Origin of the sequence: Agrobacterium tumefaciens, assembly GCF_005221325.1 — a bacterium.
In the GTDB taxonomy this organism is placed as follows: Bacteria; Pseudomonadota; Alphaproteobacteria; order Rhizobiales; family Rhizobiaceae; genus Agrobacterium.
Window position 1 is genome coordinate 96,850 of sequence record NZ_CP039888.1, and the last position, 19,459, is coordinate 116,308.

18 protein-coding genes, 1 tRNA gene and 1 riboswitch are annotated in these 19,459 nt (G+C 59.5%); of the genes, 15 read left to right on the plus strand and 4 right to left on the minus strand.

All coding sequences use genetic code 11. The features are described 5' to 3' along the window. Positions 1–59 precede the first annotated feature (59 nt). Complete coding sequence (locus CFBP5499_RS00490) at positions 60–1,208, plus strand: hypothetical protein (protein WP_175416567.1); 1,149 nt, start codon at positions 60–62, stop codon at positions 1,206–1,208. A 48-nt stretch (positions 1,209–1,256) separates the two neighbouring features. Here CFBP5499_RS00490 and ppk2 read toward each other — a convergent pair whose 3' ends face one another. Beyond that, on the minus strand, positions 1,257–2,138 hold the full coding sequence (ppk2, locus tag CFBP5499_RS00495; protein WP_080826616.1) for a polyphosphate kinase 2: 882 nt from the start codon (positions 2,136–2,138) through the stop codon (positions 1,257–1,259). Between the two features lie 231 nt (positions 2,139–2,369). Between ppk2 and phoR the strand changes: the two genes are divergently transcribed. From phoR to phoB, 7 genes are all read left to right on the plus strand, one after another. Next, on the plus strand, positions 2,370–3,638 hold the full coding sequence (phoR, locus tag CFBP5499_RS00500) for a phosphate regulon sensor histidine kinase PhoR (protein ID WP_080826614.1): 1,269 nt from the start codon (positions 2,370–2,372) through the stop codon (positions 3,636–3,638). Positions 3,639–3,833: 195 nt separating this feature from the next. Further along, entirely contained in the window at positions 3,834–4,868 is a 1,035-nt protein-coding gene (locus CFBP5499_RS00505) for a substrate-binding domain-containing protein (RefSeq protein WP_080826612.1), read from the plus strand. Between the two features lie 272 nt (positions 4,869–5,140). Further along, positions 5,141–6,625 carry a phosphate ABC transporter permease subunit PstC gene (gene pstC, locus CFBP5499_RS00510; protein ID WP_080826610.1) on the plus strand — a complete coding sequence of 495 codons (1,485 nt, stop codon included), beginning with the start codon at positions 5,141–5,143 and terminating at the stop codon, positions 6,623–6,625. Next, positions 6,622–7,944, plus strand: coding sequence for a phosphate ABC transporter permease PstA (gene pstA / locus CFBP5499_RS00515; RefSeq protein ID WP_080826608.1), 1,323 nt, complete (start codon positions 6,622–6,624; stop codon positions 7,942–7,944). The genes pstC and pstA overlap by 4 nt, the downstream gene beginning before the upstream one ends. A gap of 14 nt (positions 7,945–7,958) precedes the next feature. Then, positions 7,959–8,774 carry a phosphate ABC transporter ATP-binding protein PstB gene (pstB, locus tag CFBP5499_RS00520; protein ID WP_080826606.1) on the plus strand — a complete coding sequence of 272 codons (816 nt, stop codon included), beginning with the start codon at positions 7,959–7,961 and terminating at the stop codon, positions 8,772–8,774. A gap of 96 nt (positions 8,775–8,870) precedes the next feature. Further along, the gene (gene phoU / locus CFBP5499_RS00525; RefSeq protein WP_080826605.1) at positions 8,871–9,596 is read left to right on the plus strand and encodes a phosphate signaling complex protein PhoU; all 726 of its coding nucleotides are present in this window, start codon (positions 8,871–8,873) and stop codon (positions 9,594–9,596) included. 30 nt (positions 9,597–9,626) lie between these two features. Then, positions 9,627–10,310, plus strand: a complete 684-nt coding sequence (phoB, locus tag CFBP5499_RS00530; RefSeq protein ID WP_003493692.1) for a phosphate regulon transcriptional regulator PhoB — start codon at positions 9,627–9,629, stop codon at positions 10,308–10,310. Positions 10,311–10,598: 288 nt separating this feature from the next. Here the strand turns inward: phoB and CFBP5499_RS00535 are convergent, their stop codons facing one another. Next, entirely contained in the window at positions 10,599–11,132 is a 534-nt protein-coding gene (locus tag CFBP5499_RS00535; RefSeq protein WP_080826603.1) for a GcrA family cell cycle regulator, read from the minus strand. Between the two features lie 431 nt (positions 11,133–11,563). Here CFBP5499_RS00535 and CFBP5499_RS00545 point away from each other — a divergent pair, with 431 nt between their 5' ends. From CFBP5499_RS00545 to CFBP5499_RS00555, 3 genes are all read left to right on the plus strand, one after another. Further along, positions 11,564–12,763 carry an aspartate aminotransferase family protein gene (locus CFBP5499_RS00545; protein ID WP_080826599.1) on the plus strand — a complete coding sequence of 400 codons (1,200 nt, stop codon included), beginning with the start codon at positions 11,564–11,566 and terminating at the stop codon, positions 12,761–12,763. Positions 12,764–12,820: 57 nt separating this feature from the next. Then, positions 12,821–13,738 carry an ornithine carbamoyltransferase gene (argF, locus tag CFBP5499_RS00550; RefSeq protein ID WP_080827496.1) on the plus strand — a complete coding sequence of 306 codons (918 nt, stop codon included), beginning with the start codon at positions 12,821–12,823 and terminating at the stop codon, positions 13,736–13,738. 237 nt (positions 13,739–13,975) lie between these two features. Beyond that, positions 13,976–14,965 carry an Hsp33 family molecular chaperone gene (locus tag CFBP5499_RS00555; protein ID WP_080826596.1) on the plus strand — a complete coding sequence of 330 codons (990 nt, stop codon included), beginning with the start codon at positions 13,976–13,978 and terminating at the stop codon, positions 14,963–14,965. 52 nt (positions 14,966–15,017) lie between these two features. On the opposite strand, the gene apaG is transcribed toward CFBP5499_RS00555, so the two are convergent. After that, positions 15,018–15,410 carry a Co2+/Mg2+ efflux protein ApaG gene (gene apaG / locus CFBP5499_RS00560; protein ID WP_010970890.1) on the minus strand — a complete coding sequence of 131 codons (393 nt, stop codon included), beginning with the start codon at positions 15,408–15,410 and terminating at the stop codon, positions 15,018–15,020. A gap of 233 nt (positions 15,411–15,643) precedes the next feature. Next, a complete protein-coding gene (locus CFBP5499_RS00565; protein WP_080826594.1) occupies positions 15,644–16,828 on the minus strand; it encodes an O-succinylhomoserine sulfhydrylase in 1,185 nt (394 codons plus the stop codon). Positions 16,829–16,871: 43 nt separating this feature from the next. Beyond that, positions 16,872–16,950: riboswitch (SAM riboswitch) on the minus strand. Positions 16,951–17,023: 73 nt separating this feature from the next. Between CFBP5499_RS00565 and CFBP5499_RS00570 the strand changes: the two genes are divergently transcribed. The 4 genes from CFBP5499_RS00570 (at position 17,024) to CFBP5499_RS00585 (ending at position 19,444) form a co-directional block, all read left to right on the plus strand. Further along, positions 17,024–18,124 carry a 2'-deoxycytidine 5'-triphosphate deaminase gene (locus CFBP5499_RS00570; protein WP_080827495.1) on the plus strand — a complete coding sequence of 367 codons (1,101 nt, stop codon included), beginning with the start codon at positions 17,024–17,026 and terminating at the stop codon, positions 18,122–18,124. Between the two features lie 52 nt (positions 18,125–18,176). Then, a tRNA-Gly gene (locus CFBP5499_RS00575) sits at positions 18,177–18,250 on the plus strand. 587 nt (positions 18,251–18,837) lie between these two features. Beyond that, complete coding sequence (locus tag CFBP5499_RS00580; protein ID WP_080826593.1) at positions 18,838–19,017, plus strand: hypothetical protein; 180 nt, start codon at positions 18,838–18,840, stop codon at positions 19,015–19,017. A 109-nt stretch (positions 19,018–19,126) separates the two neighbouring features. Beyond that, positions 19,127–19,444 (plus strand): PepSY domain-containing protein, encoded by a 318-nt coding sequence (locus tag CFBP5499_RS00585; RefSeq protein ID WP_080826590.1) that lies wholly within the window; start codon positions 19,127–19,129, stop codon positions 19,442–19,444. The last annotated feature ends 15 nt before the right edge of the window (positions 19,445–19,459 follow it).

Sequence of the window (19,459 nt, forward strand, 5' to 3'; positions counted from 1 at the left end):
GTGAAGACATGGCGCAGCGCCGCATATTTTTGCACAGCGCAATAGAACAAGGATCGGTCGTGAGCGGACTGGAAACGGCAATCAGAAATGCTCTGGAAAAATCGGACAGATCGAACGCCGAAGTTCGTGCACGGATTTACCAATCCTCCCGCCAGGCACTGGAAGCGGGCCTGCGCAAGCAGGGCATAGACGAGCCGCAGGTCGTTGCCCAGCAGCGCCAGCGGCTTGAGAGCCTGATTCATCTCATTGAAAATGAAGAGCGTAACCGTCTTCTGGACAGGGTGGAGCAGCAATTGCGTCCGCCAGCACCGGAAAGTCCGGTGGAGCACGATCACGCGGTTGATCCCGTTTCGCAGACTGCCCATCACGGCCATATGGCCGTCGAGCCGGAACTGCGTGGGGAAACGCGCGATGTGCGGTCGGGTGCTGCTGCCGTTGCTCCGGAGCCGTCGAGCGCGGGGCGGCGCAATGGAAAGCCGCCGAAGCGGGGCTCCAGCGCGGCCGATGCGTCGCTTGCTTTTCGCCCTGAAGGCGCGGTTGGCCGCCGCAAACGCCGCGGGCTGTTTGCCCGGCTTTTCATCTATGTGACGCTTCTGGCCTTTATCGGTTTCGGCGCCTGGTGGGTCTATTCTTCCGGCCTGCTGCTGTCGCCGGAACAGCGCGATACCAGCGTGCCAAACCCGCCCGCGCAGGTGCAGGCAGAGGATTTCAACGGCACGGAGCCTGCGCCGAGCCTTTCAGCCGGCCGCGGTTTTTCCGATGACTGGGTCGAGGTCTTTAATGCCGAGCGCGGCAGCTCCGGTGTTTCGGCCGGCCCGCGCGCCAATGTTGAAAACGTCGCCACGCCCGCCGGCAAGGTAATACGGGTGACCTCGAAAAGTGTGGCACAGGATGGCGCCGTCAGCGTCGAGGTTCCGGTGGAGGTGATGCGGGATATGGCGGGCAAATCCTCGACCATATCGATCACGCTGCAATCCTCCAGCGATCGCCAGACACAGGTATCCGTCTCCTGCGATTTCGCCACGCTGGGTGATTGCTCCCGCCACCGCTTCACCGCGACGGCCGAGCGTGCGGATATGCTGCTGAACACCACGTTCGAGCGGTCTCTCGCTCCCAATGCGCCGGGCAAGATCTTCATCAACAGCGATATTGATGGTAGCGGCCGCCCGATCAACCTTTATTCGGTGCGTATTCTGCCGGGCCAATAAGAGAGGCACAAGCGCCTCGGATGGGGCGCTTGCCGTCGTCTCCCGGTCTTATTTGAGAAAGTCCGGTCCTGATCCCAATATCTTGTCGTCGATCTCGCCGATGGCTTTTTTGTCCTTGCCCTCATAATCGAGCGCAAGGAGAATATGGCGAATGAGGTTCACCCGTGCGCGGCGCTTGTCGTTGGTGCGCACCACCGTCCAGGGGGCGGCATCGGTGTGGGTCTTTTCCAGCATCTCGTCGCGCTTTTGCGTGTAATCGTCCCATTTCGTCAGAGCGGCGATGTCCATATCCGAAAGCTTCCAGCATTTCAGCTGGCTGTGGCGACGGTCATGGAAGCGTTCGATCTGCGTTTCGCGGCCGATGTCGAGCCAGAACTTGAAAAGGTGAATGTCGTCGTGAACAAGCATCTTTTCCAGGCGCGGCGTCTCCTTGAGGAAGCGCTTGTGTTCGTCCGGGGTACAGAAGCCCATCACCGGTTCCACGCCGGCACGGTTATACCAGGAACGGTCGAAGAGAACGAATTCGCCGGCGGTCGGAAAATGTGAGATGTAGCGCTGGAAATACCATTGGCCGCGCTCGGTTTCCGTTGGTTTGGTCAGTGCCACCACGCGGGCATAGCGGGGGTTCAGATAAGCATGGGTCGCAAAGATCGCGCCGCCCTTGCCCGCCGCGTCGCGGCCTTCAAAAACGGCCATGACCCTTTTGCCGGTGGCCTGCAGCCAGAACTGCACCTTGACGAGCTCCACCTGCAGCGCTTCCAGAGCGGCGTCGTAATCCTCCCGCTTCATCTTCTTGTCGTAGGGGAAATCGCCGGCGGAGAGCTTCTTTTCCTCCACCCAGCCAGGAAGAACCGGGTCGTCGATGTCGAAGCTGCGCAGCTTGCCGCCAATGGTGATCTCGACCGTCCGCTTCTTCTTTTCTTCGACCATGGTTTCCTCCTGCTATTGTTGTGTAAAGGCAACTCGCCGCCAATGAGTTCACATCCATTGCCGGAATTCAAGTGAAACAGGACCGGCGGGCCGGGCCGCGACGGCACTGGCGATTGCGGCGTGGATTTCGCGCATATACGTTGTGGAAAATGCGCGATGATGAATCTCTGTCATGAAGCTGGCCTATGAGATTTCGATGCGCGGTCAGGTGAAAGTGGAGAGCAGACTGAAATGGCAGTCAGGGAAGGCGAGAGTGGATTGAGGCTTTTGGGGAAGAAGCTCGGCCGGAACTGGTTGCCCGTTCTCATCGTCAGCATGCTTGCCGTGGTGGCCGTTGCCGAACTGCACACATCCTATATGCCCGCCGTCCTCTGGTTCTGCGCGATCATCGCCATTCTTGCCGTTCGGGAAAAACCGGCGGCGCCCGAGAAGGATAAAGACACAGCCGCGGATATGGATGAGCCGGATGTGCCGGGTGAAAGCGTCATCTCCGGTGTAAGGGCGGGCCTTGCGGTGCTGGATACGCCCGTTTTCATTCTCGACAAGAATGCCAGTGTGCTGTTTCAGAACGGCGCTGCCGAGCGCGCCTTCGGCCAGCTTCCCGCCGGTGCGCATATTTCCGCAAGGCTACGCTCACCCGGCTTGCTTGATGTCATTCGCGAAACCATCACCACCGGGCAGCCCAACCAGGTCGAACATTCCGAGCGTTTCCCCTCCGAACGGGTCTTCATCGTCCGCATCGCCCGCGCGGATGTGGGCGAGGGGGCAGGCCCGCCATTCTACATCCTGTCCTTCCGCGACGTCTCCGAGCTTCGCCGCATCGACCGTATGCGCAGCGATTTCGTCGCCAATGCGAGCCATGAATTGCGCACTCCACTCGCCTCGCTCCGCGGTTTCATCGAAACCATGCAGGGGCCGGCACGCAACGACCCCAAGGCGCAGGAGCGCTTCCTTGCCATCATGCTGGATCAGGCAACGCGCATGAGCAGGCTGGTGGATGATCTCATGTCCCTTTCACGGCTGGAACTGCGGGCAAACATCGCGCCGGACCAGAAGGTCGATCTTGTCCCCGTCATCGGTCATGTGCGCGATGCGCTGCTGCCGCTTGCCGATGAGCTGGATGTGACCATCACGCTGCATCTGCCGGACCGGCCGGCGGAGGTGCAGGGGGACCGCGACGAGCTGGTGCAGGTGTTCCAGAATCTCGTTGAAAACGCTTGCAAATATGGACAGGAGGGCAAGGTCGTGGATGTTTGGCTGCGCGCCGAACCCGGCAAGCCGGTGGAGGTCAGCATCATCGACAAGGGGCCGGGCATTCCCGCCGAACATGTGCCGCGTCTCACCGAGCGTTTTTATCGCGTCAGCGTTGCCGACAGCCGTTCGAAAAAGGGCACGGGTCTCGGGCTTGCCATCGTCAAGCACATCCTCACCCGCCACCGCGCCAGGCTCATTATTAAATCGGAACTGGGCAATGGCACGGACTTCACCGTCAGATTTTGACATGAAAGATGGGCCATTTTTATATTTCTCAGAAATATATCAATTAAATCAATAATTTAATCTGTCACAAATCTTTCGTCAAAGTGACATAAAAGGATGTGGCAACGGTGGTTAAGAAAAGGTCGCCGAGCGCATGCTTAAAGCGAGTGCCGCTATCGGCTGCGTCCACAAACAAGCCCACGACGGGAGAGACAAATGAACTTCGTTAAATTTTCCGCAGCAGCTCTGGTGGCTTCTGTCGCCTTCGCTGGCGCCGCCGCTGCTCGCGACCAGATCCAGGTTGCTGGTTCTTCCACGGTTCTGCCTTACGCCAAGATCGTTGCTGAGACTTTTGCCGAGACTTTCCCGAACTTCAAAGCTCCGGTTGTTGAGTCCGGCGGTACGGGCGGTGGTCTGAAGGCATTCTGCTCCGGCGTCGGCGAAGGCACCATCGACATCGCCAATGCTTCGCGTCCGATCAAGAGCGACGAACTGGCCGCCTGTAAGGCTGCTGGTGTTACCGACGTTCAGGAAGTGAAGATCGGCTACGACGGCATTGTCTTCGCAATGGATTCTTCCAACAAGGACATCAAGCTCGAGCCGAAGGATCTGTACCTTGCGCTCGCCGCTGAAGTCGTCAAGGATGGCAAGCTCGTTGCCAACCCTTACAAGAAGTGGTCGGAAATCAACAAGGAACTGCCTGACGTAGCGATCGCCGCTTACATCCCGGGTTCCAAGCACGGCACGCGCGAAGTCTTCGAAGAGAAGATCATGGCTGACGGCTGCAAGGAAGCCAAGGCGACCGACGCCATCAAGGCGCTGGTCCCTGACGCCAAGCAGGCTGCTGCCAAGTGCGTTGCAGTTCGTAAGGACGGCGCTGCAGTCGATATCGACGGCGACTACACCGAAACGCTTGCTCGTATCGATGCCAATAAGACCGGCCTCGGTGTTTTCGGCCTCGCTTTCTATGAAAACAACGCTGACCGCCTTAAGGTTGCGACTGTTTCCGGCGTCGTTCCGTCCACCGAAACCGTTGCCAGCGGCAAGTACCCGGTTTCCCGCCCGCTGTTCTTCTACGTGAAGAAGGCTCACCTGGGCGTTATCCCGGGCCTCAAGGAATACGTCGAGTTCTTCGTTTCTGACGAAATGATCGGCCCGGACTCCCCGCTCGCAAACTACGGCCTCGTTGCCGCTCCGGACAAAGAGCGCGAAGAAATTCGCTCCAAGTTCGCTGCCGGCGCTTCGATGTAAAAAAGAAAGAGGGGTGCGGCCTGCCGCGCCCCTCGCTCCGCTCCGGTGCCATTCGTCTCGGTGATTGTCTCCGGTTGACAGTTCCCATCCATCGCCGTCCACATGATTATTGATGGATTACAGATGGATAGGATGTATCAACCTTGACGCTTGCCAGACTTTATTACAGTCAGGCGGCAAGCATCTCCGGATGGTCCAGCGGTCTCGTTTTGATGACTTTTTGATTTGCCCGATATCGCACCGTGCTCTTGAGGCACGCCGAGGGAACTCTAATGAACACATCGATCCTTTTGCTGATACTGGCGCTCATCGGCATCGGCAGCTATCTGCTCGGCAGCCGCCGCGCTGTTGTCCTGTCTGGTGGTCGCCCCTCCAGCATGCATTCCCGTGCCGGTTATCACGGCTCTTACGCGGTCGTCTGGGCTGTTTTGCCCGCGGCGTTCATTCTCTGTGCCTGGCTGGTGATCAGCCCGTTGCTCGTCACCTCGGCAGTGCGCGGTGATTTCCCGGAGGATGTCCGGGCGCAATCCGAGGCGCAGCAGAGCCTCACCTATGGCATGGTGACCTCCATTGCCCGCGGCCTTCAGCGGCTGACGCCGGAGGAAACCGCGCAGGTTCAGGCGGACACGGCTGCGGTCCGGCCGCTTCTGGCATCGAAGGGTGTCGCGATCGCCGGTGATCCCGAGCGGTTCATGGTCGATGCCGCCCAGACGCTCAACGCCATGAGCTCCACCAGCCGGATCGCGATGATCGCGACGGTGCTGCTGGTCGCGCTCGGTGGTGCAGCCTATGCGCTGCGTGCGATCGCCCCGCGCTTCCGGGCGCGCAACCAGGTCGAAAAGGTCATTCTCGCGGCGCTGCTTGTCGCCTCGTCCATCGCCATCCTCACGACCATCGGCATCGTGCTCTCGATGCTGACGGAGGCGATCCAGTTCTTCAACATGGTTCCGGCACATCAGTTCTTCTTCGGAACGGTATGGGATCCACGTTTTGCGGCGGCGGGTGCGACAGACTCGTCCGGTCAGTTCGGCTTGATCCCGCTGCTCGCCGGCACACTCTATATCGGTTTCGTCGCGATGCTGGTCGCGGTCCCGGTCGGTCTGTTTTCTGCGATCTACATGTCGGAATATGCCTCGCCCCGCCTTCGCTCCGTGGTAAAGCCGCTGCTCGAGGTGCTCGCGGGCATCCCCACCATCGTCTACGGCTTCTTCGCGCTGACGACGGTCGGTCCTTTCCTCAGAGACATTTCCACGCAGATCAACGGTCTGGCGACGGGCAACTACGCCAACTTCATCCAGGCGCAGAGCGTCATCACCGCCGGCTTCGTCATGGGCATCATGCTGATACCCTATGTCTCGTCGCTGTCGGATGACATCATCACCGCCGTTCCGCGTTCTCTGCGTGACGGTTCGCTGGGTCTCGGCGCCACACGGTCCGAAACCATCAAGAAGGTCATCGTTCCCGCCGCTCTTCCCGGCATCGTCGGCGCGGTGCTGATGACGGCCTCGCGCGCCATCGGCGAAACCATGATCGTGGTTCTGGCGGCCGGCGTTGCTGCCCGCCTGCAGCTCAATCCTTTCGAGCCCATGACCACGGTGACGGTGAAGATCGTCAGCCAGCTTACCGGCGACCTTGAATTCACCTCGCCCCAGACGCTGGTCGCCTTTGCGCTCGGCATCACGCTTTTCGCCATCACGCTTTGCCTGAATATCTACGCGCTATACATCGTGCGCAAATACCGGGAGCAATATGAATGACCGACATCGTTTCTCCCGCAGCCGGCGGTAGCGCCGTGAACAAGGCCACGCGCCGTGATATCGGCATCAAGCGCCGCTATGCCGCCGAACGTCGCTTCCGTGCTTACGGAATGGCAGCGATTTCCTTCGGCCTCATCTTTCTCTTCCTGCTGCTTTTTTCGGTTGTTTCCAAGGGTTATACCGCTTTCCAGCAGACGATGATCACAGTTCCGGTCGAGTTTTCCGAACAGATCATCGATCCGAAGAATGAGCGCGCCACCAACCCGGCAAAGCTGATGACGGCCAATTATCCGGTCGTTGCCCGCGACGCGGTCGCCAAGGTTCTCGGCATTGCACCGACCGACCGTGCCGGTCTTCGTGCCGTCAACCTCCTGATCTCCGACAGCGTGCGCACGCAGCTGCGTGACATCGTCGTCGCCGATCCTGCCGTCATCGGCACCACGCGCACCGTCACGCTTCTGGCGTCGGGTGATGTCGACAGCGCCTTCAAGGGCCAGGTCGATCTGACTGCGGCTGAAGCCAATCGCCGCATCTCGAACCAGCAGCTAGGCTGGATGAACCAGCTCGCCGAAAGCGGACAGCTCGGCAAGCATTTCAATACCGGCATCTTCGTCAACGGCAATTCGAGCCGTCCCGAAGCGGCGGGTGTCGGCGTGGCTTTGATCGGCTCATTCTACATGATGATGATCGTGCTCGTGCTGTCGCTGCCGATCGGTGTCGCGGCCTCCATCTATCTTGAGGAATTTGCCCCGAAGAATCGCCTGACGGATCTCATCGAGGTGAATATCAACAATCTCGCGGCTGTGCCCTCGATCGTTTACGGTCTGCTCGGCCTTTCCGTCTTCATCAACTTCATGGGCTTTCCGCGCTCGGCCTCCCTGGTCGGCGGTCTTGTCCTGACGCTGATGACGTTGCCGACGATCATCATCGCGACCCGCGCTGCCCTCAAGGCCGTGCCCCCGTCGATCCGCGCCGCAGCCCTCGGCCTCGGCGCTTCCAAGATGCAGACGATCTTCCACCATGTGCTGCCGCTCGCCATGCCCGGTATCCTGACCGGCACCATCATCGGTCTCGCCCACGCGCTGGGTGAAACGGCGCCGCTGCTCCTGATCGGCATGGTGGCATTCGTCGCGAACTACCCGACAACGCCGATGGATCCGTCCACGGCCCTGCCGGTGCAGATTTACATGTGGGCGAACGAAGCCGAGCGCGCCTTTGTCGAAAGGACATCCGGCGCTATCATCATCCTGCTTCTGTTCCTCATCGTCATGAATGTTGGCGCAATCCTGTTGCGTCGCCGCTTCGAACGGCGCTGGTAGAGGGAGATTGAGCAATGAACATGTTGTCGGAAGCAGCAGTTGAAAAGGCGCTGGACAAGAAAATGAATGAAGTCTCATACAAGATGATCGGCAAGGACGTTTCGGTTTATTACGGCGAAAAGCGCGCGCTTTACGACGTGAACCTTAACGTTCGGGAAAATACGGTGACCGCGCTGATCGGCCCCTCGGGCTGCGGTAAGTCCACATTCCTGCGTACCCTGAACCGTATGAACGACACGATCGACGGCTGCCGGGTCACCGGCAAGATCACGCTCGACACCGACGATATCTACGATCAGCAGATTGACGTTGTGGAACTGCGGGCCCGTGTCGGCATGGTGTTCCAGAAGCCGAACCCTTTCCCGAAGACGATCTACGAAAACATTTCCTACGGTCCGCGTATCCACGGTCTCGCCCGCAACAAGGCGGATATGGACCAGATCGTCGAACATAGCCTGCAGAAGGCCGGCCTCTGGAACGAGGTGAAGGATCGTCTGCAGGAGTCCGGCACGGGTCTTTCCGGCGGCCAGCAGCAGCGTCTGTGCATCGCACGCGCGGTTGCCGTCAGCCCGGAAGTGATCCTGATGGACGAGCCGTGCTCGGCGCTTGACCCGATCGCAACCGCAAAGGTCGAGGAACTGATCCACGAGTTGCGCACCAATTACACGATCGTCATCGTCACACACTCCATGCAGCAGGCGGCGCGTGTTTCCCAGCGCACGGCCATGTTCCACCTTGGTCACCTTGTTGAGGAAAACGAAACCGACAAGATGTTCACCAATCCGGACGACCAGCGCACGCAGGACTACATCATGGGCCGCTTCGGCTGATCCCGGCCGGCGCTTTCTCGAAACCGAACAAGACTGGTGCCTCTGCCGTGCCCGCTTCCCGGCACGCGCATGAAGGCCAAGCCGGAGGACTAGACCGTGACACAGACAACGACCCATTCGCATATTCTGTCTGCCTATGATGATGAACTGAAGTTTCTGACGCGCCGCATCGCCGAAATGGGCGGTCTTGCCGAGCAGATGTGTGGCGACGCCGTGCGTGCGCTCGTGAATTCCGATGCTGCGCTCGCGCAGAAAGTCATTTCCGATGACGCGATCCTCGACCACGCCGAGCGCGAGATCGGCGACAAGGCCATCGTTACCATTGCCAAGCGGCAGCCGATGGCAGCGGACCTTCGCGAAATCATCGGCACGCTGCGCATTGCTGCCGATCTTGAGCGCGTTGGCGACCTCGGGAAGAACACTGCCAAGCGCGTGATCGCGGTTGCCGGCACCGGCGTACCGCGCAAGCTCGCTCGTGGCCTTGAGCACCTGTCGGAACTGGCGCTGGTGCAGCTCAAGGAAGTGCTTGACGTCTATTCCACGCGTTCCGCCGAGAAGGCCAATGCCATCCGCGAGCGCGATGAAGAAATCGACGCCATGTATACGTCGCTCTTCCGTGAGCTTCTGACCTACATGATGGAAGATCCGCGCAACATCACCACCTGCACGCATCTTCTGTTCTGCGCCAAGAACATCGAGCGTATCGGCGACCATGCCACCAATATCGCCGAGACGATCTACTACATGACCACCGGCAGCCAGCCGGAGGGCGAGCGTCCGAAGGACGACAGTTCCAACACCCTCGGTTCTGTGACCGAGTAACAGACAAGCAGAGGCTTGCGGAGTTAGCATATGGTGCCCAAGATTGCAGTTGTGGAAGATGAGGAAGCTCTAAGCGTCCTGCTTCGTTACAATCTCGAGGCTGAGGGATACGACGTCGATACGATACCCCGTGGCGACGAGGCGGAAATCAGGCTGCAGGAGCGTATTCCGGATCTTCTCATCCTGGACTGGATGCTGCCTGGCGTCTCCGGCATCGAGCTTTGCCGGCGGCTTCGTATGCGGCCGGAAACCGAACGCCTGCCCATCATCATGCTGACGGCGCGTGGCGAAGAGAGCGAGCGCGTTCGTGGCCTGGCCACCGGTGCCGACGATTATGTCGTCAAGCCGTTCTCGACACCGGAACTCATGGCCCGCGTCAAGGCCATGCTGCGCCGGGCGCGTCCCGAGGTCCTGTCTTCGGTGCTGAAATGCGGCGATATCGAACTGGATCGCGAGACCCATCGCGTTCACCGCAAAAGTCGCGAAGTGCGCCTCGGCCCGACGGAATTCCGCCTGCTGGAGTTCCTGATGACCTCTCCGGGCCGGGTGTTCTCCCGCTCGCAATTGCTGGATGGCGTCTGGGGCCACGATATCTACGTCGATGAGCGTACTGTCGACGTGCATGTCGGGCGCCTGCGCAAGGCGCTCAATTTCTCCCATATGCAGGATGTCATCCGCACCGTGCGTGGTGCCGGATATTCGATGGAAGCATGATCGGAACCGAACAGAGGTTCCCCTCAGCACGACATTCTCCAAAATAGAAAGGCCCGAAACCGGAATGGTATCGGGCCTTTTCATTTTGAATCTTCCAAAAGACGACAGCGTCATCCCTTTGACAAGTTGCCGATGGCGCGCAGAAATCTGGCTTGCCGGGCGAAGCTCGACGGCGATAAGGAAAGCCTTGACGTCCTGCTGTAACTGCCCGAGAGGCGCGATACGTTTTGTCAAAAAAACGGGCCCGAAGGCCCGTAGTTTTTGAGTGTCAAATGCGTGCCGCAACACTCAAGCTTTACGGCGCTCGCTGACCGGCTGGTAGGCGAGCTTCGCATGGAACTTGCAATAGGGCGAAGATTCCAGCGCTTCACAACCGCAGAAATGGAAATCGTCTTTCAGGGGGTCGCCGACGGGCCACTTGCACGTGCGCTCCGTCAGTTCCGTCAGCGTCAGGCGACGGGAAATCGGGGTGACGACGTTTCTGGAAGGAACGTAATCGAGAACTTCAGCCGTCTCGATGCCGATCTCTTCCTGAAGAGCCGTTGCTGCGTTGGAGCGCGTCAGAATCCGGGCCGGTGCCGTGCCGACGCGGCCCGCGAAATTCGCCGCGCGTGGGGCAGGGGTGGCAGCACGCTTGGGCGCGGAACGCGCCGAAGTGACCGGACCGCCAGCCTTGACGCGTCCCGGCAGATTGAGACGGTGGACCTTGCCGATGACGGCATTACGGCTGACACCGCCCAGCTGCGCTGCTATCTGGCTGGCGCTAAGTCCCTCGGCCCACAATTTCTTGAGTTTCTCGACTCGCTCGTCTGTCCAGTTCATGCCGCTTCTCCGCTTTTCGCGTGTATTTTCGGCAGAATCCCTCTCCGCCCCGCGGGCGTGCCGCAAGCGTGGTTTCCGCCAGATTTTCGGTGACTAGTTCCGCCGCAATGCAGTCTAGTAATTAGCGATTAACCTAGTGCCAGCCCGACTCCGTGGCAAGAGTCGGGGGAATCATCTGGAATCGATTTTCCGGTTTTCCCCAACTTGCTGGCGAGTTGAGTCTGAAAGGCAACACCTTGGGCCTCATCAGCTTCCATCTACCAGTGCTTGAGACGCCCGGTAAATGCGGACTTTTGTTGACATCGGCAGGCGAACTGACAATAGTGCCGGTGCCGCCGCAAGGCGGCATTTTTGATTTTCAGGCGAGGGATAACCTCTCCAGCCTATTGACAACCGTCTGACAGCGCATTCGCGCAAGGAGTGATACAGCCATGGCCGAAGCCGCCGCGCCATTGTTCGATACGTTTGCAAGAGCCCCCTTGCGCTTTGAGCGAGGCGAGGGCGTCTGGCTGTACACGGAAAGCGGCGAGCGATATCTGGATTTTGCGGCCGGCGTCGCTGTCAACTCGCTTGGCCATGCCCACCCGCACCTCGTGGAAGCGATCAAGACCCAGGCTGAGAAGGTCTGGCATGTCTCTAACCTCTATGAAGTGCCGGGGCAGGAAAAGCTTGCCAAACGACTGACCGAAGCGACATTCGCGGACAAGGTCTTCTTCACCAATTCCGGCGCGGAAGCGCTGGAATGCGCCATCAAGACCGCGCGCCGTTACCATTATTCCAAGGGCCATCCGGAAAAGTTCCGCATCGTCACCTTCGAAGGCGCCTTCCACGGCCGCACACTGGCGACGATCGCCGCCGGTGGCCAGCAGAAATATCTCGAAGGTTTCGGTCCCAAGGTCGAAGGTTTTGACCAGGTGCCGTTCGGTGATGTCGATGCGCTGAAGGCCGCCATCACGCCGGAGACGGCCGCACTTCTGATCGAACCCATTCAGGGTGAGGGCGGCATCCGCGCACCCAACAAGGAATTCCTGAAGCTGCTGCGTTCGCTCTGCGACGAGCATGGCATGCTCCTGATTTTCGATGAGGTTCAGACCGGCGTCGGTCGCACGGGCAAATTCTTTGCCTATGAGCAGACCGGTGTCGCGCCTGACATCATGGCGGTTGCCAAGGGTATCGGCGGCGGTTTCCCGCTCGGCGCGTGCCTTGCAACTGCGGATGCCGCTTCCGGCATGACGGCCGGCGTGCACGGCACCACCTATGGCGGCAATCCGCTGGCCATGGCGGTCGGCAATGCCGTACTTGACGTCGTCCTCGGTGACGGCTTTCTCGAAAAGGTCCGTGATGTCGCGCTGGTTTTCCGTCAGGGTCTTGCCTCGCTGAAGGATCGTTATCCTGATGTCATCGAGGAAATTCGCGGCGAAGGCCTGCTGCTCGGCATCAAGGCCAGGGTTCCCTCGGGTGAGTTGCTGCAGGCCATGCGTGCGGAACATCTGCTCGGCGTACCGGCGGGCGATAACGTCATCCGCCTTCTGCCGCCGCTCGTCACCACGGCGGAAGAGGCCCGAGAAGGCCTGGCACGCGTGGAAGCGGCAGCCGCATCCCTGACCGCGAAGCAGGCGAAAATCGCCTGAGGAAACAATAAAGGGCGGGCCTCTTCCCGGAGGCTCGCGAGCATGGGACAGTTTGAAATGGCTTCACCTAAACATTTTCTCGACCTGTCGGCCGTCGGCCCGCAGGACCTGCGGACAATTCTTGACGATGCGCGCGCGCGCAAGATCGCCACGAAGGCCGGAACGGCGGAAAAACCGCTTGCCGGCAAGATGCTGGCAATGATCTTCGAAAAGCCGTCCACGCGCACCCGCGTTTCCTTCGATGTCGGCATGCGCCAGCTCGGCGGCGAGACCCTTTTCCTGTCGGGCACGGAAATGCAGCTCGGTCGTGCGGAAACGATCGGCGATACCGCCAAGGTGCTGTCACGTTATGTGGACGCCATCATGATCCGCACCACTGACCATTCGCGCCTGCTCGAGCTTGCCGAACACGCGACGGTGCCTGTTATCAACGGCCTGACGGATGATACCCATCCCTGCCAGATCATGGCCGACATCATGACGTTCGAGGAACATCGTGGTCCGGTCAAAGGCAAGACCATTGCCTGGACGGGGGACGGCAACAACGTGCTGCACTCCTTCGTCGAGGGTTCGGCACGCTTCGGCTACCGCATGACGATGGCCGTGCCTATGGGTTCCGAACCGCATGACAAGTTCCTGAACTGGGCCCGCAACAATGGCGGCGAGGTCGCGCTGTATCATGATGCGGACAAGGCGGTCGCGGGTGCGGATTGCGTCGTCACCGATACCTGGGTCTCCATGAACCAGGAGCACAAGGCGCGCGGCCACAACATCTTCCAGCCCTATCAGGTCAATGAGGCTCTGATGGCCAAGGCGGAAAAGGATGCGCTGTTCATGCACTGCCTGCCGGCGCATCGCGGTGAAGAGGTGACGGATGCCGTGATCGACGGCCCGCAATCGGTGGTCTTCGATGAGGCGGAAAACCGTCTCCACGCGCAGAAATCCGTCATCGCATGGTGCATGGGCGTGATCTGAGGAATTCACCCGTCCTGATCATGGTCGGGCCGGGTGCTTGAACTTAAACGCATCGATTACCATCTGTGGGACTTCGAAGAGGCTCGTCGGTTTGCTGGCGGGCCATCATCACAATTGCACGTTTTTCTCCAGAAGCGGTTTCGCTTCCCGGGTCTCTGTGCGACAAGCGAAAAACTACATTTGAAAGCCGGACTTTTGGACGGTAGCGGCGCCACGGCTGCGCCAGGGAGTATCAACATGGCAGATGTAACGGTTGAACTGGACGATCTCAATTTTGCTGGCGACGACAAGGTTGTGCCTTTTCAGGTCGAAGGTCTGGATGTGCGCGGCCGCGCCGTACAGGTCGGGCCGCTACTGAACGCCATCCTCGAACGGCATGATTATCCCGCCGCAGTTGCCCGCCTGCTGGCGGAAGCGACGGTCCTCACGGCGCTGATCGGCACCTCGCTCAAGTTTTCCGGCAAGCTGACCGTCCAGACCAAGGGCGACGGCCCGGTAGACCTGCTGGTCGCGGATTTCTCCGCGCCGGACAGCATGCGCGCTTACGCCCGTTTTGACGAGGAGCGGTTGGCGGAAGCGGTTGCTGCCGGTGCAACCTCGCCAGAGCAATTGCTGGGCAACGGTATTCTCGCCTTCACCATCGATCAGGGCGCGGGCATGCAGCCCTATCAGGGCATCGTGCCGCTTGATGGCTCCTCGCTGGAAGACATCGCCGGCGTCTATTTCCGCCAGTCGGAACAGCTTCCCACCCGTGTGCGCCTTGGCGTTGCCGAGTTCTTCGACCGCGATGGCGAGGGTAAGCCGCGCCACGCTTGGCGTGCAGGTGGCCTGATCGCGCAGTTCCTGCCACAGGCCCCCGAGCGGTTGCGCATGCGCGACCTGCATGGTGGGGATGGTGATGAGGGCGGCCACGAGGTGCAGGAGGATGATGCCTGGACGGAAGCCGTAACGCTGCTGAATACGATCGATACGGATGAGCTAACCGATCCGCAGGTGCCGTCGGAACGCTTGCTCTATAGGCTTTTTCATGAAAGCGGCGTGCGCATCTATGACCCGCAGGCCATTTTCGACCGCTGCAGCTGCTCCCGGGACAAGATCAAGGGTGTGCTGTCAGGCTTCACCGCCGAGGAAATCAAGGCGAGCGAGGAAGACGGCGCCATCGCGGTCACCTGCGAGTTCTGCTCCACCACCTATCGCTACGATGTCAGCGAATTTGAGAATGCCTGAATCGAAAGCTGCGCTCTGAAAGGCGCGGCTTTTCCTTCACCGGGCGCAGTCGTCAGTTCAGGACGCGCATCAGGCCGGGTGAATCCAGTGAGAAGGCGGGTATGGTGACATTGAACACCTCGCCATTTTCCGTTTCCATCTCATAATGGCCGAACATCAGGCCTGACGGCGTATCCAGCGGGCATCCCGAGGAATATTCATAGCTGTCGCCGGGTTTGAGCTGCGGCTGTTCGCCCACGACGCCCGGCCCATAGACCTCGTCCACCTGTCCGTTCTGATCGGTGATATGCCAATAACGGTTGACGAGTTTCACGGGGACATCGGAATTGTTCGCGATCACGACCTTGTAGCCCCAGACGTAACGATCGTCATCCGGGTCGGATTGTTCCTCGAGATAATACGGATCGACCGTTACCTCGATATCCCTTGTCAGAGCACGATACATACGCGCCACACCTCGATATTATGCCTGCCGCTGCATCCTACACTATAGGCTCTGGCTATCGTCAAGAAAATGAATGACTTGACGGGCAGGAGGCATCTCCTGTTGCGCTGTTTTTTACCGTTAGGGATAACGGTAAAGGTAAATATTGGTTGCCTGATGCGGTCTTTTCCGGCCGCATGGCCAAACCATGGCCCGACACACGGTCAGGCCATGGTGATTTGCCGATTGAATTTTCAGGCCGAAACGGCCGCAAGACCCTTTGCCAGATCTTCCAGCAGATCGTCGGTATCCTCGATGCCGCAGGAAAGGCGCAAGGTGCCGCCGGAAATGCCGAGTTCGGCACGCGCCTCGTCTGTGAGGTTCTTGTGCGTCGTCGTGCCGGGATGGGTGATCAGGCTCTTGGCATCGCCGAGATTGTTGGAAATCTTCACGATCTCAAGCGCGTTCTGCAGCTTGAAGGCCGCTTCCTTGCCGCCCTTCAGTTCGAAGGCCACCAGGGTGGAGCCGCCGGACATCTGCCGTGCGATGATATCAGCCTGCGGGTGATCGGCGCGGCCGGGATAGATGACCTTGGCGACCTTGCCGCTATCAGCGAGGAAATCGGCGATCTTCGAGGCATTCTCCGTCTGCTGCTTGACGCGCAGCGGCAGGGTCTCGATGCCCTTCAGGAGCGTCCAGGCGTTGAAGGGCGACATGGCCGGGCCTGTGTGGCGGAAATAATCCTGCAGCTCTTCTTCGATCCACTTCTTGTCGGAAAGGATCACGCCACCGAGGCAGCGGCCCTGGCCGTCAATATGTTTGGTGGCCGAATAAACGACGATATGGGCGCCGAGTTCGAGCGGCTTCTGGAAGAGCGGCGTCGCAAACACATTGTCGACCACGACCTTCGCGCCGATCTGGTTGGCAAGCTTTGCCACGCCGGCAATATCCACCACTTCGAGTGTCGGATTGGTCGGGCTTTCAAGGAAGAACAGCTTGGTGTTCGGCTGGATCGCCTTTTCCCAGTTGCCGAGATCGCGTCCGTCGATCAGCGTGCATTCGATGCCGTATTTCGGAGCAAGCGTCTCAACCACCCAGCGGCAGGAGCCGAAAAGGGCGCGTGCGGCAACGATGTGATCGCCGGCGCGCAGCTGGCACATGATGGCGGCGGTGACGGCGGCCATGCCGGAGGCAAGCGCGCGGGCATCTTCCGCACCTTCCAGCAGGCACATGCGTTTTTCGAACATGTCATTGGTCGGGCTGGCGTAGCGGGCATAGATGAATCCATCCGTTTCGCCCTTGAAGCGCGCTTCGGCGGCTTCGGAGTTCTCGTAGACGAAACCCTGGGTCAGATAGATCGCTTCCGACGTTTCACCATAGGGTGAGCGTAGCGTACCGCCGTGAACGAGCTGGGTTGCCGGGCGCCATTTATTGCTCATGTGATCACCTTCAAAACAAAAAAACCGGCCGCAAAAGCAGACCGGTTCCTAGCACCCGGTCTTTTTAGCCACTTGTTTAACGTGGCTGCAAGCCGACCGGCCAAATCACCACGGGATAAGCTTGCCATACTGCCGTTATCGGCTTGCGTCAATGCTTTCCTTTTGGTTTTGTCGCCGTAAAAAGGAATGATGACGATGACGAGAACCACGGGCATTTTGGCGGATGGCGCGATCCGGGCGCTGTTTGCGGGCGGCAAGCTGAAAAGCGAGGCGGATCTCGATATCGACCAGGTGCAGCCCGCCAGCCTCGATCTGCGGCTCGGCTCGAAAGCTTACCGCGTCCGCGCAAGCTTCATGCCCGGCCCCGGAACCCGTGTCATCGACAAGCTCAATCGTCTCAGCCTGCACGAGGTCGATCTCAGCCAGGGCGCGGTGCTGGAAACCGGTTGTGTCTATATCGTTCCCTTGATGGAAAGCCTTGATCTGCCGGCGGACATGTCGGCCTCGGCCAATCCGAAAAGCTCGACCGGCCGTCTGGATATCTTCACCCGCGTGATGACCGACAACGCGCAGGAATTCGACAAGATCCCCGCTGGCTATGCTGGCCCGCTTTATCTGGAAATCAGCCCGCGAACTTTCCCAATCGTGGTGCGCCGCGGCTCCCGCCTGTCGCAAATTCGCTTCCGCATCGGCCATGCGCTTCTCAATGAAAGTGAACTGCTGAAACTGCACGAGACGGAAACGCTGGTGGCGAGCGAAAACCCGAACGTGACGGGCGGCGGTATCGCGCTTTCAATCGACCTCAAGGGTTTCGGTGAGACGGGGCTGATCGGCTATCGCGGCAAGCATCACACGGCTGTGGTGGATGTCGACAAGAAGGCCCAGCATGATGTCCTCGATTTCTGGGAGCCGCTTTATGCGCGCGGCCGTGCGGAACTGATCCTTGACCCGGATGAATTCTATATCCTCGTTTCACGCGAAGCCGTGCATGTGCCACCGCTTTATGCGGCCGAAATGACGCCCTTCGACCCGCTGGTGGGCGAATTCCGCGTGCATTACGCCGGCTTCTTCGATCCTGGCTTCGGCCACGCGCAGGCGGGTGGCACCGGCAGCCGCGCCGTGCTTGAAGTCCGCAGCCACGAGGTGCCCTTCATCCTGGAGCACGGCCAGATCGTCGGCCGGCTGGTCTACGAGTACATGCTGGAAAAACCGGAGGGCCTCTACGGCACCGGCCTTGGTTCCAATTATCAGGCGCAGGGGCTGAAGCTCTCCAAGCATTTCCGCGCTGAACAATGAACCCCCGGCGGCGCTTGACACCCGCCGCGAACTATCCGATGTCTTAGTCCGCGCGGGTGTAGCTCAATGGTAGAGCAGCAGCTTCCCAAGCTGAATACGAGGGTTCGATTCCCTTCACCCGCTCCAGCGAACTTTTCCAACAAGATCAATGACGTCCAACAAGCACTGATTTTAAAGCGTTTTTGCCTCGCGCGCGCGTAAGGTCGTGCAACGGTAATGCAGTGACATCCAGCAATTTTGTCGGTAAAAATTACGGCACTCATCATCTTAGTGGGAAGCGGACTGTCGGCTATTTTGGGATCTTGATCCGGCATGTGCCCTGTTCGATAAAATCGATCAGCGTCCGCGCTGCCATCCGCAGATGGTGCCGGGATACGTAGAGGTATGGATGCCCAGAGTTGCCGCCAGCAACCATGATCCGAGGGCTCCGCCCGCAATACCGCGCATCTGGCCGTTCGTTTGAAGAACGCTCAATATCCGGGAAGTGAGGCCCAGCTCATTTCGGCGAACCGGGTTCACGAATTGTTCCCATCTATCAACTGTTGCAGGTCAAAGCCTTCGCTTTGTCGTTTCTTTGCTTGCACGGCTTTTCATCTCGCCAGAAGGAATTTTGGGTGTGCCCCCATTATTTTCGGAACTCTCACCATGTCGCGCGGTTTGGGGGGGCGTCCAAATACGGACGTTTCAATATCGTCACATCAGGGAGATGAGACATGGCAAATCAAGGTGGCACTCAGCAACAGGGCAAGGCTGGTCAACAAGGCCAGAAAAACAGCGGTAACAAAAATGGCAACGACACGCATCAGTCCTCCGCCAAGGGCGACGCCAAGCAGGGCGGCACGCATGAGCAGCATGTGAAGGCTGGCCAGCAAAGCCACAAGAACGACCGTTGATGCCGATCTGAAGAAACGGGTTCCCGTCTGGAGGAGGGGAACTCCCGAACTGGAAAGGCAAATTGTCCCGACGAAGGGACGAGAAATACCAAGAGGAGGAAAAACCCAAATGAAAACGACTGTTCTCGTTGCGGCGCTTCTCGGAGCCAGCACACTTTCGGCATTCGCCCAGCAGGCTCCGGCAGCCAATCCTGGTGGTGATACGCCCGCCGTGGCGACACCGGACGCCAAAAATCCCACGGCGCCGGTGGAAGGCGCCAACAGTTTCACGGAAGCGCAGGCCAAGGAACGCATTGAAGAAGCCGGTTACACCGGGGTGAAGGACCTGAAGAAGGATGACAAGGGCGTGTGGATGGCATCGGCCATGAAGGACGGAAAAGCCGTCGCCATCGCCCTCGACTACCAGGGTAACGTTGTCGCCAAGTGAGGCGCTGAGACTATT